General features: G+C 38.1%; 14 protein-coding genes. 5 read left to right on the top strand and 9 right to left on the bottom strand.

Features of this window, described 5'->3' with window-relative positions:
- Positions 1 to 56: 56 nt before the first annotated feature.
- From FRZ67_RS13390 to FRZ67_RS13380, 3 genes are read right to left on the bottom strand one after another with little or no spacing between them, the layout of a single operon-like run.
- A complete protein-coding gene (locus FRZ67_RS13390; protein WP_147190053.1) occupies positions 57 to 1,211 on the bottom strand; it encodes a hypothetical protein in 1,155 nt (384 codons plus the stop codon).
- Between the two features lie 30 nt (positions 1,212 to 1,241).
- Positions 1,242 to 2,042 carry a hypothetical protein gene (locus tag FRZ67_RS13385; RefSeq protein WP_147190051.1) on the bottom strand — a complete coding sequence of 267 codons (801 nt, stop codon included), beginning with the start codon at positions 2,040 to 2,042 and terminating at the stop codon, positions 1,242 to 1,244.
- Between the two features lie 40 nt (positions 2,043 to 2,082).
- Positions 2,083 to 3,213, bottom strand: a complete 1,131-nt coding sequence (locus tag FRZ67_RS13380) for a fatty acid desaturase family protein (RefSeq protein WP_147190049.1) — start codon at positions 3,211 to 3,213, stop codon at positions 2,083 to 2,085.
- A gap of 460 nt (positions 3,214 to 3,673) precedes the next feature.
- Here FRZ67_RS13380 and FRZ67_RS13375 point away from each other — a divergent pair, with 460 nt between their 5' ends.
- On the top strand, positions 3,674 to 4,426 hold the full coding sequence (locus tag FRZ67_RS13375; protein WP_147190047.1) for a LytR/AlgR family response regulator transcription factor: 753 nt from the start codon (positions 3,674 to 3,676) through the stop codon (positions 4,424 to 4,426).
- Positions 4,427 to 4,591: 165 nt separating this feature from the next.
- On the opposite strand, the gene FRZ67_RS13370 is transcribed toward FRZ67_RS13375, so the two are convergent.
- The 5 genes from FRZ67_RS13370 to FRZ67_RS13350 form a co-directional block, all read right to left on the bottom strand.
- Positions 4,592 to 5,281, bottom strand: a complete 690-nt coding sequence (locus FRZ67_RS13370; RefSeq protein ID WP_147190045.1) for a hypothetical protein — start codon at positions 5,279 to 5,281, stop codon at positions 4,592 to 4,594.
- 22 nt (positions 5,282 to 5,303) lie between these two features.
- Positions 5,304 to 6,179, bottom strand: coding sequence for an ABC transporter permease (locus FRZ67_RS13365; RefSeq protein WP_147190044.1), 876 nt, complete (start codon positions 6,177 to 6,179; stop codon positions 5,304 to 5,306).
- Positions 6,157 to 7,092 carry an ABC transporter ATP-binding protein gene (locus tag FRZ67_RS13360; RefSeq protein WP_147190043.1) on the bottom strand — a complete coding sequence of 312 codons (936 nt, stop codon included), beginning with the start codon at positions 7,090 to 7,092 and terminating at the stop codon, positions 6,157 to 6,159. Before FRZ67_RS13360 ends, FRZ67_RS13365 begins: the two co-directional genes overlap by 23 nt.
- A gap of 75 nt (positions 7,093 to 7,167) precedes the next feature.
- On the bottom strand, positions 7,168 to 7,722 hold the full coding sequence (locus FRZ67_RS13355) for a DUF2911 domain-containing protein (protein WP_147190042.1): 555 nt from the start codon (positions 7,720 to 7,722) through the stop codon (positions 7,168 to 7,170).
- A 200-nt stretch (positions 7,723 to 7,922) separates the two neighbouring features.
- Complete coding sequence (locus tag FRZ67_RS13350; RefSeq protein ID WP_158638367.1) at positions 7,923 to 8,516, bottom strand: acyl carrier protein phosphodiesterase; 594 nt, start codon at positions 8,514 to 8,516, stop codon at positions 7,923 to 7,925.
- 327 nt (positions 8,517 to 8,843) lie between these two features.
- Between FRZ67_RS13350 and FRZ67_RS13345 the strand changes: the two genes are divergently transcribed.
- The gene (locus FRZ67_RS13345) at positions 8,844 to 9,323 is read left to right on the top strand and encodes a hypothetical protein (RefSeq protein ID WP_147190040.1); all 480 of its coding nucleotides are present in this window, start codon (positions 8,844 to 8,846) and stop codon (positions 9,321 to 9,323) included.
- A 139-nt stretch (positions 9,324 to 9,462) separates the two neighbouring features.
- Here FRZ67_RS13345 and FRZ67_RS13340 read toward each other — a convergent pair whose 3' ends face one another.
- A complete protein-coding gene (locus FRZ67_RS13340) occupies positions 9,463 to 11,808 on the bottom strand; it encodes an ATP-dependent helicase (protein WP_192903872.1) in 2,346 nt (781 codons plus the stop codon).
- A gap of 222 nt (positions 11,809 to 12,030) precedes the next feature.
- Between FRZ67_RS13340 and FRZ67_RS13335 the strand changes: the two genes are divergently transcribed.
- The 3 genes from FRZ67_RS13335 to dnaB all read left to right on the top strand — a co-directional run bounded on the left by FRZ67_RS13335 (position 12,031) and on the right by dnaB (position 16,093).
- Positions 12,031 to 13,116: a hypothetical protein gene (locus FRZ67_RS13335; protein WP_147190039.1), complete on the top strand. Its 1,086-nt coding sequence runs from the start codon at positions 12,031 to 12,033 to the stop codon at positions 13,114 to 13,116.
- Positions 13,117 to 13,311: 195 nt separating this feature from the next.
- Positions 13,312 to 13,848: a hypothetical protein gene (locus tag FRZ67_RS13330; protein ID WP_147190038.1), complete on the top strand. Its 537-nt coding sequence runs from the start codon at positions 13,312 to 13,314 to the stop codon at positions 13,846 to 13,848.
- 652 nt (positions 13,849 to 14,500) lie between these two features.
- Positions 14,501 to 16,093 carry a replicative DNA helicase gene (gene dnaB / locus FRZ67_RS13325; protein ID WP_147190037.1) on the top strand — a complete coding sequence of 531 codons (1,593 nt, stop codon included), beginning with the start codon at positions 14,501 to 14,503 and terminating at the stop codon, positions 16,091 to 16,093.
- Positions 16,094 to 16,226: the final 133 nt, after the last annotated feature.

Here is a 16,226-nt window from a genome sequence, read left to right as displayed (position 1 = left end):
TGCCGGGTACAAAATAAAGATCTATTTTTTTATTACTTGATAAATACAGTGATCAGTTAATAAGTTATCTGTCCTGTATCAAGATCAATCCGCAAACCAAGGATATTAACACCAGGCTCTAAGGACAACGCGATCATGGGAACTTCGGGTATAGGAATAGTGCTGAATCCATCGAAATATAAGCCATCTTTTGCTGCAATGCTTGTTGACAATTCAGCAAGCCCTATGAGAAGATTCCAGGCTGCCTTGTTGGAATTGCGCCTTGTGGCGTCTAATGTAGGGGCAATATAAAATGCAGCATCTCTTCTTTCGAGCTGGTAGAAATTGTAACCGTAACGTACATACATATTCCTGCCATCGCAATAACCCCAATAGGAAGTGTCAGGAGCTTCATTGCTGATGTCTTTATCAACACGGTAATGCATTACTTTCAATAAGTTTTTTAAACTTTCATTGTTCTCATAAAGAAATGTTGGTTCATTGTTTACAAATTCAGTAAAGTTTCGGTAGAAGCCGGGTTTAAGGCTGTCTGCAAGTAAGATAGGTTTATCTCTTTTTTGTAAACCTTGTTGCTGTATTTCTGTAGCAGTAAAATATTTATTTGCTTCAATTGCTGTGCTGTCAGTTACAGCAGATGAGTCTGTAAGCATTGCATCGCATAAACGTAAGAGATAATAATCCCAGAAATCGTTGTTGGAGTGTTTACCATTTTTATGTGAACGAAGTGTTTCATAGCTATATGTCTCTTTAATTATTGTATCAACTAACCTGTAATACTGATAAGCATTATTGCCACCATAATATTCTTTGCAGGAGACATTTCCTGCTGCATAAACAAAATTGCTGTGCGAAATAATATTTTCCTCTACACTGAATTTTTCCAGCTGGATAAGTAACGTGTCTTTACCGGGTGTATATAACTGATGATAGTATTTGTCAATGATATGTTGCAATGCGACCTGCTGGGTTGAATCCTTTAAAACAAGATACCCATCTAAGTATAAACCGATATTAGTTGTATCGTAACGGCAATCAATAATATGGATAGCTGAAAAAGGAATAGAATCTTTTAACTGGATGGTTTCATATTTATCAGTAATAGACCGGTTAAGTGTTTCAATGGGTTTCTTTGGCGTAAAAATAAACTGGCCTGCAGCATTAAGAAATATAAATACTGTAAGAAGTATTACGAAAAAATATCTTATATGCATAGTTGAGCGTTATGAAGTAGTTATATTATGCTAGTAGTCTTTTATGCTAAGTATAACTGCAAACAAAGTAGCAATGGCCTGCTGGTACGACAGATCGATATTTTTACGAATCCATATAGTCGGATGTTTCTGTTTAAATGCAAGTGCAGCAAGATGTTCGCCTTGTTGATTGATGAGTACGAGATCAGCTTCAAATGAAGAATATGTTTGCATATAAAGAGAATCATGTTCATTCTTAAGGAAACCTCCGGCAATAGAAGCTGGATTTGAAAATGGCCCCTGGCTTTGTCCTGACCCGCTAACAAAATCATCAATAAAAAATTTCCATACTATTGAATCAATGCCTTCTCTTATAATTCCAGGTACATCCCTGTTTTCATCAAGTATCTCATCTTTATCTTCATCATTTTTACTCATCATTTTTCCGAGAAAGGTTTGTCTTTTTTCATGCGAAACAGAAGCAATAGCAAAGACGGCTTCTGCAGCGCCCGAAGCTGTACCAAGTGATAGTTTATAGAACTTTGTTTTTTCAATGGTCATGAATTTGCTCTGATCGAAATCTGTTCCCTCACTTGAAATTTCTGCGCCTATATAAGAACTATCTTTTGTTTTCTTTTTTATGACAGCCGAGTCAAGTTTAGAAACATTAAGTGTGGCATAATTACCAAAGGCTGGCTTCGATAACCCAAACAAGCCTTTATTCAGTTTTACGGAAAGCCTTTCGCTATTTGCAATTATCAGGGAATCATCGTTTGCCTGGCTAAAGGCAGTTAAATAACAACAAAAGAAGGTTGCAAAAAATAAACTGGTAAGGGTATCAGTTCTTCTCATAATTCCTGTGTGTGTTGTTTTCAAATTTTAAACCGCTTAATTAAAACACAAGTTCTTTATCAATTGCCGTTTTAGACACGCTATCACTGGTTTCACTTCTCTTTCTACCCATTACTTTTAAATACCTGTAATGGGACTTAATTGCATTGATCAATGTAAGCTTATTATACTGCACATTAAATTCAATTGCCTTTTGTTCGATAACGGGAGTAATATAAGGGTAAATAGTATGCGGTAACTTTGGATACAAGTGATGTGCAGCATGCGAATTAAAACCCCCAAAAATAAAATTGAAAAATTTATTGGTAGGGTAAAAATCAAGTGAAGTTGCCAGTTGGTGAGCATGATAATCATGTGGCAGGTAGCCATGCTTATCCGGCTTGGGAAATTGTGTTTCCATACATAAATGCGTTGCTATCAGAGAATGAATGAAGAATAAGGAGTCAGTCACATGCATAATCAAAAAAGCGATCAGAATTTTTTCAAAAGGGTAACCAACTAAAACAGGCAGCGCCAGCAACAGGAATACATACAATAGTTTCCAAACAAAGAACAGGATCCATTCATGGGCAGGATGTTTTTTATTTTCAAGATTTGCCAGTCTCTTTTTTGTAAGGTATAAAAAGTCTTTAAACAGAAACCAGTGCAATGTATAAATGGCATAAATAAAAAAGGAGTAAATGTGCTGAAACTGTTGGTGCCATCTCACCGGGTGTTGCGGAGAAAGGCGTATCATCGGGTTATTGTCTATGTCTGCATCGCAACCATCAACATTTGGAAAAAGGTGATGAGATGCAGTGTGACGAACCTTCCACAAATAGGCATTGGTACCTTGTGCGTTGAATGAAAGATGATAAAGCCAATAATTGATGCTCCTGTTCTTTGAAAATGTTTCATGGCAGGCATCATGAGAAACATTGTATGCCAGCAGCATTCCCGAAAGACCGATAAAAATATAATTCGAAATAAAGCTTAGCAGGCTTACATGTGGAAATGCATACAGCATTACATATGCGCTTAGGTGCAGCGAAAAATAAAACATCATTTTAACCCAAAGTAACCGCCTGGCTTTATTTAAATAATCATTGGTTTCTATCAAATCTTCCACTTCCTTATTAAGTGCACTAAAAAAAGGAGAGGTAGAACCAACATGAAATTTAATTTTTTGCATGATTAATGATTTAAATAAAAGGTACAAAGACCCTAAGTCTTTTGATCAAGCCATTCAAAATATTATCTACGCCAAATAACTTATGAACCAGACGACAGTATCACTTTCAGGCTTCCGTTGCGTCGCACACTTGTACTATAGAATTGCCATTGAGCTTTACTTACCGGTAGTTTCAAAAGGCTGTAACGGCTTATTAAAGTGAATACATAAATATGTATAAACAAACCGTCTTTTCACAGGTACTTGCTTTGACTTGGCGGTTTGCTTTTTTTAATTGATGACTGACGGGAAGCGAATCGGTTACCAAGCTAATTATATGAATTATTAACCCGCAAGTGGCATTTGTCATAATACAATATGCATTTTAGTAAACAGTGTTTAACTTTAAATCGTATAGCATAACTAAATACTCGGATGGCTTCTTTTTGGTCATCACTTCCTATGCCGTAAAAAATAAAAAATGATCAATGCAATAATCATAGACGACGAACAGCATTGCATAGATGCGCTGGCTGCAGATATTTCAAAGCATTGCGGCAATGTGCAGATTGTTGACAAATGCAGCTCTGCCAAAGAAGGTATTCTTGCCATAAAGAGAAATAAACCACAGCTTATTTTTCTTGACGTAGAGATGCCCTGGATGAACGGTTTTGAAATGCTGGAAATGCTTGATCATATTGACTTTTGTATCATCTTTACCACAGCCTATGATAAGTTCGCGGCAAAGGCTTTCCGCATAAGTGCTGTTGACTATTTATTGAAACCCGTAGATGCCGGCGACCTGAAGGCCGCAGTGCAAAAGGCGGAAGAAAAAATTTTATCATCAGCGGGTAATGTAAATATTCAAAACCTGTTGCACAATATAAGGCAGCCATCGCAACAACAAAAAATTGCATTACCCAACAGGGAAGGCTATGAATTTACACAGGTAAATTCTATTTTGTATTGCACTGCCGAAGGTGCTTACACAAAAGTTTATCTTACAGAAAAACGTTCTTTATTGATATCGCGAACATTGGGTGATATTGAAGAAATGTTGCCGCCTGAAATATTTATCCGCATACATCACTCCACTATTGTAAACCTGAATGCAGTAACTCATTACCTTAGAACAGACGGCGGTTATGTAGTAATGAACACCAATGAAAAGCTGATGGTTTCAAAAGCAAGGAAAGATGTACTGCTGCAAAGATTGGGGCTTAAGAAAGATTGATAAATAACGTGTTATTTTTTTATTAGCCTATCTGTGTTACTGCTATTAAACTTTTGTTGCGTCGCACACTTGTACGTTCAGATCATTTTGCTGCAGGTATTGTTACAGTACAAGAGTGCGACGCAACGGTTGCTGCTTTGAAAAGCCGGTGCCCGGCTCATAAAATTATTTAAACACACCGTCATCAATACCTTTGTTGATAGCATAAGAACTATAAGTAATTTCTACTTTCCCTTTTTTGTTCTTCAGTTTATCTGTGTTGGGATTTTTTTCTCCCTCATCAAATTCAAGTGTTACACCTTTGGGCAGTTTATAATCTTTAGTATTAAAACTGAAAACGATCTTATCAGGCAAACCATAGTTACTGTATTTGCCATAAGTTAAACCGATCTCGTAAGTACCGTTATCTTTTGTTGTTGTAATTGTTTTTCTCACCAAAAGATTTGTTTCGTCAATATACAGCGTTGAAAGAACAATATCACTATTTTCATCGGTGGGCAGCATTTTTACGACCTTGGTTTTAACACCCTCTACAACAGATTCCCCGGCAGCTAATGCTACAAAATTATCTGTCATGATCATGCTGCCCGTGTTCATACTTACACCACCTTTTGGTAGAATAGAAATACCACCATCTTTTTTTAGTTTGAATTTATCAGGCTTTTTAAAATACACTTTTACTTTTCCTGCCGGGGCCTTGATGAATGTAACATCAGTTTTCAAAACGCCTTCTGCAGTGTAGTCATTTACTTGGTCAAGCTTTGCTTTTACTTTATTGATCAAAGCACTCATATCCTGTGCTGTTGCCCTAACACAAAAGGCAATCATCAAAAAGAAAATCAACAGGCGTTTCATTATGCAAATATTTTTAAAGTTGTTAGCTCAAAACGTCCTTCTTTTTAAATACAATAATAGAGGCAGTCACCAGCAAGATAATATGACCCGCCAGCATCAAAGCTGAATCAATTATTTTCTGCGGGTCCTGAACGCTGCCTCGTATTACTATATTCTGATCATTTACCCGTTCATCAAAAAACTCTTTCCAGTTCACCATATGCGTAGTAAAAAGATAAGGTTGTATTTTCTGGAATATCGGAATGGTCATGGTGCTAAGTATTGTAAACACAATAATGATACTCATGGTTGTGACAATTGGTCCAATAGAGTTCTCTGCAAAGTTTGATAAAAAAAATGCCAGCGCAGTAACAGTAAGCATGGATAAAAAAGCAAAACAAAATGCACCGGCATAGCGCCAGAATACATCGTCCTGCGAGATCTGCACTACATAAGAAGTTTTCTGAATAATGAGATCATCTGTGCCAAACAACCAGATACTGCCGCCAAGTGCAAGGAATGCTATCCACACCAGCAATATGAATGTGTAAATAGAAGAAGCAAAAAACTTTGCCAGCATGAATGATGTTTTGCTTACCGGTTTTGTAAGCAGCAGGCGAAGTGTACCCATGTTGGCTTCGCCGGATATCATATCTGCAGCTATCAGTGAGATCAGTAAAGGCACATGGATTAAAAGTAATTGCAGTATCACATAACAAACAAGATAGCCATTGAGAATCTTGCCATCAAATTCAAACGTGTCTTTCAGGCTGCTCATCAAAAAATCTACATACGCATCACCATCCATCTTTAGACCAAGCTGAATTACACATATCAGCGCAGTAATAGCTGCGAAAGAAATATAGGTTCTCGGCCTGCGAAATATTTTATATAGCTCAATCTGTAAAAGCTTCCACATATTGTTTTCCTGAGGTTACCTGTAAAAAGAAATCTTCCAATGTATGTCTGGGTTGTAAAGAGATTACATCAATATTTTGTTGTACCAGCCATTTATGTAAATGCGGTAATTGATCACGGCTTGTTTTTAATAAAATACTATGGTTACGCTGCTGTTGTAATGCTTTATTCCATTCACTTTGCTGTAATAACTGTAAACATGCCGTATTGTTGAGCGTATCAAGTTCTACAATTGTTTGCGAAGGATCAAACAGTTCGGCTGAAGTGCCTTCCACCAGTTTTTTCCCCTTATCAATGATCAGCAACCTCGTAGCCACCTGTTCAATCTCACTTAATAAATGAGATGATACCAGCACAGTTTTTTTTAGTTCGCGGCTCAGGTGTAATATAAGATTGCGAATGTCTGCAATGCCCTGAGGATCCAGCCCATTGGTGGGTTCATCAAGAATAATCAGTTTAGGATCATGCACCAGCGCAACGGCAATACCTAATCTCTGCTTCATGCCCTGGGAAAAAGTTTTTACTTTATCATGTGCCCTTTCCGCAAGGCCAACCATCTCAAGTTGCTGCATCAACGTCTGCTGCGAATATTTTATACCACTAAGCTTTGCAAATAATTTCAGGTTTTCATATGCAGAAAGATAACCGTACATGTCCGGCTTTTCTATAACTGCACCAACCTGTCTTAGAATTTCTATACGGTGCTGCTGCAGGTTGTAGCCAAACAACTCCATACTCCCTTTTGTTGGCGCTATCAATGTAAGCAACATGCGGATCGTAGTAGATTTACCTGCACCATTTTGACCCAGGAAGCCATATACATCACCTTCCTGTACAGTAAAAGAAAGATCATCTACGGCGGTTAAATTCCTGAACTGTTTGGTGAGAGAAGTAACTTTTATTATTTCCTGCATTACATCGCTTATAACAGTAAAGTTAGATAAGTGGTTGTGTATAGGTTGATAAAAAACTTTTAATCATTTTGTCTGCTAAAACCTGATGGGCACCGTTACTTTAATGGTATCCCACATTATAACAAGATTGGTTCCGTCTTTTACATCTTCAAAATACATGGTAAAGGCTTCAATAACTTTTGTGCCCATCATAACATCGACATCCGTGCGCAATACGTCTTTCTTAGGGTTATAATACAAGCCCCATACATCTTTTTCGCTGTTGAAAATAATGGTCCATTTTGTTTGGTTGCAAATGGCATACATTGTATACTTCCCCTTTGGAATAGTTTTGCCGTCTATTTTAACATTTTTAAAAAATTCAATTTCTGTTGCTTCATTTGCACCCAATCTCCACACCTGGCCATAACTGATGATGCCGCCAAAAATATCCCTCCCTGCTTTTTGTGGCCTGCTGTAAACGATCCTGCAATTAGGCTGTACAGTTGTTTTACCATTCATTTTTAAAATAGGATAACCCTGCGGCGAATAATTCATATCCATTGGGCTTTTATCAAGATCGGTAGGTTGCACCTGGGCAAAAGAAGAAAAAGAAATAAACAAAAAAACTACTGCTACAATATTTTTCATGTTGAGTTTTTTATGCGCTTATAACGTATATGCTTTTTTAAAGTTGCAAATATTTACAAATATCTTACCACAACCAATACTATTATCAGAATGATCTATTAACTATTTTTTATGGGCCGGACTTCATAACCTTTTTCAACTTCTGTTGCGTCGCACTCTTGTACAATTGATGCACTACTCAGCAAAAAAGCCAAAGACTTTTATAAGGCCGTAATAATATTGCGTTGAGACTGTACCATTGCCTTAACATCAGGAAAAAACTTGTTATAACAGTTATTAAGAGAAATATAATTTTCTTTAAAGCAGTTAAATGCCGCTTCAGTATATTCAATATATTTTGCCCTTCTGAATAATCCGCCAAAGCTGTTTTCTATACCTTTTGTTGTGCGGTAATTAAGCAACCAGTTTTGATCCATCATATACGGCAACATCTTTTGAAATCTTTCGGGTAATACATTATTAAAGCTATTTAGCCTGCTGTATGTGCGATCTGCAAAATCAGCCAGGCCATTGCTGTGAAATTCATTTTCATCATTGGCAAGAAAATGGTCATACACCACATCAACAAAAGCGCCTGCATAAGCACCAACCACGGGTTTAAAAAAAGTAATGGCAGTTTTGGTAGCCGGATGAGCATCTGTAAAAGTATCGATCATTCTGTGCAGCATAATTCCATGCTGTATGGGTAACGGATAATCAAACTTCTTTTTCCCTTTTACAAAATCACTGATCATATTGCCCACCAGTATTTCGCTGCTGTCAAAAGAAAGATATGCATGTGCCAGGTAATTCATTGTTCCAATATAATGAAAGCAAATCGTAAAGTGCAGCGGCGGAATTTGAAAATAATGCTTTTCATATAAACGCATGTATTTTAACGGCACATTTACAAACTTTATAATTTCGTTAAGGATTGCCCTGAAATTCAATGCAAGCAATACTTTTCCTCAAAAGACGCGTTCTTTTCATCATCTCTTTTTGCCGCTTATATCATTAAAGTACGAAAACCTTCTTATTTATCACAATCCTTACATTAACATAGGCAAGGTTAATACTTTTGGTCTGTCTTTAAAAACAAAAAACACCTGATAAAAAATTATTCAAGAAAAAAATTAAGAACCATGAAACCTCAAATCAATTTGCTTATCAAAAAGGCACAGAAGTCCTTCAGCAAAAAAATAATGATCGTTGCCGTTGCAGCCACTCTCATTGCCACCAGCGCTTTTGCAGGCGGTGAAGAAAACAAAGCAAAAGCCATCAGCAGTCTAAAGAAAGAATTCAACACTGCAAAGGATATAGAATGGAAGGTTACAGACAATTATATTAAAGCAAGTTTTAACTGGAATGATCAGCAACTGGAGGTATTTTATAACTATGATGGCGATATGATCGCAAAGTCGCGTCACATTAATCCCTTAAGCCTCCCTATAGATGCTCAGCAAACTCTTGCAAAAAAATATGCCGGTTATAAATTTGATGAAACAGTGGAATATAATGGCCAGGAAGGCGACCATTATTTTTATACTTCTATGATAAAAGAAAACACAAAAATTTTATTGCAGATAACACCTGAAGGTTCTGTAAGTGTTTTCCAAAAATAAATGATATGCTTTAATAATAAAGCCGGAGCAAATTTGCCCCGGCTTTATTATGTATTAAATGCTGAGTAGCGTACTTAATGTAAAAGTGTGCGACGCAACTAAGCTTAATAGCAGCAATATGGCTTAGTACATAATTCAACTATTCAACAATTCTAAGCTTTGCATAGTTCAGCATGATCTTTTTTTCTCCATTCAACTCGAACTGCACTGTAGCGATTGGATTATGTGCACTGCCTTCCATTTTACTTACCATACCAAAACCAAATTTCTGGTGCTCCACTTTTTGACCAGCCTGTAAATTAGAAGTATCGCTTGCCACAAAATCTGCAGCAGGCTTATGCTCTACCACTTTTGGTGCCTGTGGTTTAGGTGGCAGATAAGAAGGTGTTTCTTTCTTTCTTGCAGGTGGTGGCCCATAGGTTTTTTCTGCTTGTGCAGCAGCGCCAAACCCACCATGCATTCTGTCAAATGCGGAAGTATTGTTAAAGCTGCTGCCCTGGTTGCGGGCTCCACCACCGGCAAAAGTTCTGTCTAAAAATTCTTCAGGGAGTTCTTCCAAAAAGCGGCTGCCTTCATTCTGAACAAGACTGCCAAAGCGATAACGTGCATTGGCATAGCTTAACCAAAGCCTGTTCTTGGCTCTGGTAATGGCTACATAAAACAATCTTCTTTCTTCTTCCAGTTCTTCGCGACTATTAATGCTAAGCCCACTTGGAAAAAGCGTTTCCTCCAAACCTGCCACAAACACACATTGAAACTCCAGACCTTTTGCAGCATGCACGGTCATAAGTTTTACCACATCTGCATTTGGATCTTTCTGGTCTGCGTCCGTAAGTAAAGTAATTTGTTGTAAATAAGCACCGAGACCTTTATCACCAACTTCACCATCTTCTTCGTTCAATGGCGTTTCGATCCATTCTTTTATGGAGTTGAGTAACTCCTGTATGTTCTCATAACGGGCAACACCTTCTGTACTTTTATCATTAAATAATTCTTTTACAAAATTTGTTTGTTTACCAATGTGAAATGCAATTTCATAAGCATTGTGTTTTACCATCATGCTTTGTGCACTGCGGATCATCAACACAAAATTTTCTATTGCTTCAAGTGTACCTGCTTTGTAACCAAATTCTTTTGCACGTTCCAGCACATCCCACATCGTAATGTTATTTTCATTGGCATACAAAATGGCTTTATCAATAGTTGTTTTGCCAATGCCACGAACCGGATAATTAATAATGCGCTTTAATGCTTCTTCATCTTTTGGGTTTACAATTACACGCAGGTAAGCTATATAATCTTTGATCTCTTTGCGTTGATAGAAACTAATGCCGCCATAAATAATGTAAGGAATGCCCATCCTGCGCAGGCTTTCTTCAAATGCCCGGCTTTGCGCATTGGTTCTGTAAAGCACGCAAAAATCTTTGTTGTTATAATGATTGCGCAGCTTTTGTTCCTGTATGGCATCAGCAACAAATTTTCCTTCATCATTATCTGTCATTGTGCGCACCAGTTTTATTTTTTCACCGGTTGCATTTTCCGTCCAAAGGTTTTTTGGTATCTGTCCTTTATTGTTGGCGATAATATCATTCGCTACTTTTAAAATGTTTTGTGTGCTCCGGTAATTCTGTTCCAGTTTAATAATGCTTACATCATCATAGTCTTTCTGGAACTGTAAAATATTTTGAATAGTTGCGCCTCGGAAACTATAAATACTTTGCGCATCATCCCCAACAACACAAATATTTTCATGTTGTGCAGCAAGTAGTTTTATGATCTCGTATTGTGCCGGATTGGTATCCTGGTACTCATCAATCAATATATACCGAAACTTGCTTTGATATTTTATTAAAGCTTCCGGAAATTCTTTCAACAAACGATACATTAGAAACAACAGGTCATCAAAATCCATTGCACCATTTTTAAAACAACGCTTTGCATAAGCATCATAAATATTTGCTATCAATGGTCTGTTGCTGCGCATGTCTTCCTGCTGAATATAATAATCGTTTTTATATTCTACCGGACCAACCAAAGCATTCTTTGCTGCAGATATCCTGTTGTAAACAGTGTTGGGTTTATAATGTTTATCATCAAGGTTCAACTCATTGATCACCGTTTTCACAACACTCTTTGCGTCATCCGTATCATAAATGGTAAAACTGTTTGGGTAACCAAGCCTGTGCGCTTCAGCACGTAGTATGCGTGCAAACACGCTGTGAAATGTACCAATGTATAAATTACGTGCATCACTGTTGCCAAGAATATGTTCAATACGCTCTTTCATTTCTTTGGCAGCCTTATTGGTAAAGGTCAATGCTAATATGCGAAACGAATCAACACCATTTGCCATAAGGTGTGCAATGCGTGTAGTAAGCACTTTTGTTTTGCCGCTGCCTGCACCCGCCACGATCATCAGCGGGCCCTCAGTATGCAGTACGGCTTCCCGCTGCGGTTCATTCAATCCTTTCAAATAATCGATCATGCGGCGAAGTTAAGTTGAATGGTTGAGCAGTTGAAATGTAGTAATTGTTTGGGGAAATTTTTATGTACTTAGCTGCAGTAATGCTGTTGGACTCTTGTTGCGTCGCACACTTGTACTGTTGTTTTACATGTCCAACAAATAACACTACAGCTATAGTAAGATAGCCAGTAAGAAATATTTATTGTCTTTTATTCGTTAGAAGATTAACAAAATCCTTAATGTGTGAAAAACTTTTACTTAATCATCCTCCTATTTCCTGTTGTATTGCAGGCGCAAAGGAATGTAGATCTTGACCGCTATAATTTTACTGTACAATACCGTTCATTGCCGGCTATAAAATTAGACAGCTCTTACCGCACTTATAATGTAGAGATTGAAAGCACTAAACTAATGCAGCCGTTGCTTAATGAAATACACCCGGAAAATAATGTATTACTCGAAGGCTGGCGCAAAATGGAATCAGGCGGGCACATAACTGTACATGTACAACTGGAGGATCTCTTGCCCGAGTCCGTTTCTGTAAAAGAAAGAGTAGAAAACATAAAAGACAAGAATGGACAGGTAACAGGCACAAGAATATTTTATAGCGAAGAAGTGATCTACACTTTTGCTGCCACAGCTGCCATCAACGACTATAAAGGAATACATATTATGGATGAAGTACTGGCAAACCGTAGTTATAAACAGGTATATAGAAGCCCTGAGTTCCAGGTAAAAGCATTGGCGCAGGGTTATTTTGCTGTAAATGCACTAAGCGTTACAAAGAACCTTTATGAAAGATGTGTAACCAATGCCATGCATAATCTCAGTGAAAGAATAACAACAAATTTTGGGTTCCCGGTAGTAACAGCGCATGATTTTATGTGGATCATAGATAGCAAAAAAGATCCCGAATATACTGCGCACCGTCAGGCTTTTCTTACATTAACAGATGTGTTATTTGGAATGAACGCTAACACATCCATTGAAGGAGCAAAAGAGCAATTAAAACCTGTGATGGAGTATTTTGAAAAAGTAAAACATTTATACACTTCTTCCGGTAAGCACGATCGTAAAATAAGATACGCCAGCTATTATAACCTGGCTGTGTTGTATTACTATCTCGATGATCCGCAGCAAATGATGAGAGAAGCAAACGGACTTGAATTAAATGATTTTGATGCAGGTGATGCAAAAGGCTTTCAGCAAACAGCCACCTGGCTCAAAAATATTTTTGTGCAATCAAATATTTATACGCGTCATTTTGCTATTGATACTGCTGTTTTTAAAGGACCATATGAAAAAGACGCAGTTACCATAACTCATTAAATTTCTGCAGGTAGAAAGTTTTTGTATAAATTGCTTATGCAGCTAACCCAGGCATAATTCCTAGTAAATATTCCTGATGTCCGAGAATACTTTTCTGCTATTTGCGAAAAATACAAAAGAGCAAAGCGGTAATGCGGGATTCAGTTAGTGTTCACCTGTTGTAATGAATAGCTTGGCAGTATAAAACTGTAAGCAATGAAAAAGATCACTACAATAGCACCCGTACTTTTTATTACCGTAATCTTATTATTTACAAGCTGCACAAGTGATGGAACTTTTGACTTCAGTTCATCTGGTGGAGGTGGGTCCGGCGGCCCCTATTTCACGGCACTTGATAGTGCAATAGCAACAGAGTGGTTTGCTGAAGATAGTTCGCAGTGGTATGAGAGCCACAATGAATCAGGTAAAAAGATGATATTTTGTACTCCTGATATTAATACAAGATATTCGAACTCAATTAAGCTGTTTGGGTACGTGAAACGTCTGGATACAACAGACATTGCACATTCAATGTCATATACCCTGGGTGACTATAAAATTAGCCTTGTAAATGCCAGCGGCCAGGAGCAATTACAGATTACCAATATTGCAAATGATGTATACCCTGATCCCGCAGAAATAGCTGATCTTTTACAATTCAGGGTCTTTATTATACCTGTTGAACAATGGTCAGCAAGTCTTAGTGTCTATCATTATGATGAAATATGTGCTTATTATAATATAGGACCTTAAGTTAGTTGTGCCGCCTTCTTCAATAATCTGAAGCATCTGAACTTTAGCTTTATGCATTTATCTTTTCGCCTTTGACATTACTTTGTGAAACCAACACAGGCATAACAGCAACAATATTTTTCCTATAAAATGAATTTTCGAAATTGAAAAAATAGTTTAAGTAAAACCACTATAATTCTGCAGAATATTAAACAAGTTGTACAAGTGTGCGACGCAACAAAGCATTATAGCAGCACTATTGCCGGGCTCATAAAAAACAAAAAAGTGAGCAAAAAATACCCCGTTCCCCTCCCTATCAATTAGCCAAAAAACCTGTTACCATCAAATTTTTTTTCCAATTCTTTCTGCACAAGCTTATGTGCATTAATGCTGTAAAAACAGCGTAAAAGTTTTTGATATTCTGTAAAAACCGCACATTCCTGTGTATAAACCATATTAAAGTGTGAACTTCGTGTGCACATGGATATGAATAAAAAATATGTACTGGAAATTATTTATTGAGGTTTTAGTGCAGTTATATTCGTTCCCCCTTACTCAACGGGATGATTTTTTGGAGCAAGTAATGCAGCCGGTTCTTCAAAAAAATTTTAATCTCTGTGAGCATTGGTGAACGAAAAAAGTTTACTAACCCGTATCGATTTTTTATTGCCTGATGGAACTTACAAATTTTAACAAAGACAGAAAGAAAGGAAGAAAGCCCGCTATTGATCTTAGTACAATGGTGTATGGAAAAGTGCCGCCCCAGGCCAAAGATCTGGAAGAGGCTGTACTTGGCGCCATCATGCTTGATAAAAGTGCATTTGATACGGTGATAGAAATTCTTAAACCCGAATGTTTTTATGTAGATGCCAATCAACGCATCTTCCGCGCATTTCAAAACCTGGCGCAGAAAAGTTTACCGATCGATATCCTTACTGTAGTCGAGCAACTAAAAACTACCGAAGAATTAGATATGGTTGGCGGACCATACTACGTAACCAAACTTACCAATGCAGTTGTGTCAACTGCAAACATAGAAGCGCACTCAAGAATAGTTCTGCAAAAATTTGTACAAAGAGAACTGATCCGCATAAGCGGTGAAATTATCGGCGATGCATATGAAGACAGCACCGATGTTTTCGACCTCATGGATGATGCAGAAGACAAGATCTTCCAGATCACCAACAACTTTTTAAAGACCGATTACAAGGAAATGAGCAGTGCACTTGCGCAAACGATTAATCGCATAGATGAATTGCGCAAACGTACCGATGAAATTTCCGGCGTTACCAGTGGTTTTGCTTCGCTTGACAGAATTACTTATGGCTGGCAACCGACCGATCTTATCATCCTTGCTGCAAGACCTGCGGTGGGTAAGACAGCCTTTGCATTGAACCTTGCACGCAATGCGGCCATGCATCCTACAAGACCTGTTGCTGTTGGTTTCTTCTCGCTTGAAATGAGTGCTGCGCAATTGGTGCAGCGTATTCTTTCTGCCGAGAGTGAGATACTGATGGAAAAAATTGCACGTGGTAAACTTGAAGAACACGAATACCAGCAATTGCATAAACGCGGTATTGCACGTTTGGAAAAAGCGCCGATCTATATTGATGATACTGCAGCGTTGAATATTTTTGAGTTTCGTGCAAAAGCAAGAAGGCTCGTAAACAAACACAAAGTTGGTATCATCATCATCGACTATTTGCAGCTCATGAGTGGCAGCAACGATAACCGCAATGGCAACCGTGAGCAGGAGATCAGCACCATCTCAAGAAACCTGAAAGCACTTGCAAAAGAATTGAATGTGCCAATCATTGCACTCAGCCAGTTAAGCCGTGCGGTGGAAACACGAAAGGAAAGCAAGATGCCGCAGTTGAGTGACCTTCGTGAATCCGGCGCCATTGAGCAGGATGCCGACATGGTTATGTTTATTTACCGCCCCGAATACTACGAGAACTTCGCCAACGAAAATGGTGAAAGCACCCGTGGCGAAACGCATATAAAAATTGCCAAGCACCGTAATGGTTCGTTGGATATTGTAAAACTCCGCGCCTTACTGAACATACAAAAGTTCGAAGAGTGGGATGATAACAGTGGTCCCGGTTTTACGCCTCCTTCCGCCGGCAATTGGAAACCGCTTGGCCCATCGCCTGTGCCCGGAAACACTGGCGGAGATGAAGATGCAGGCCGCTTCTTTATTCAGAAAGGAAGTAAAATGAACAGTGGTGGTTTTGATGATGGTGTAGATGAGCAGCCGCCTTTCTAATACAATTTATTTTTTGTTTACCAGCAGTAGTTTTTCATGGCATCGGTTGTTGTGTCACTCACTTGTACGATTGGGAACTGTGAGGGATCTTGTTTAAAGCGCGGGTTTGTGTATCAAATATGTAAAGGCAAAT

The sequence above is a fragment of the Panacibacter ginsenosidivorans genome (genome assembly GCF_007971225.1).
Lineage (GTDB): Bacteria > Bacteroidota > Bacteroidia > Chitinophagales > Chitinophagaceae > Panacibacter > Panacibacter ginsenosidivorans.
Note: the sequence above shows the minus strand (reverse complement) of the source record. Positions and strands in the feature narration are given on the sequence as shown.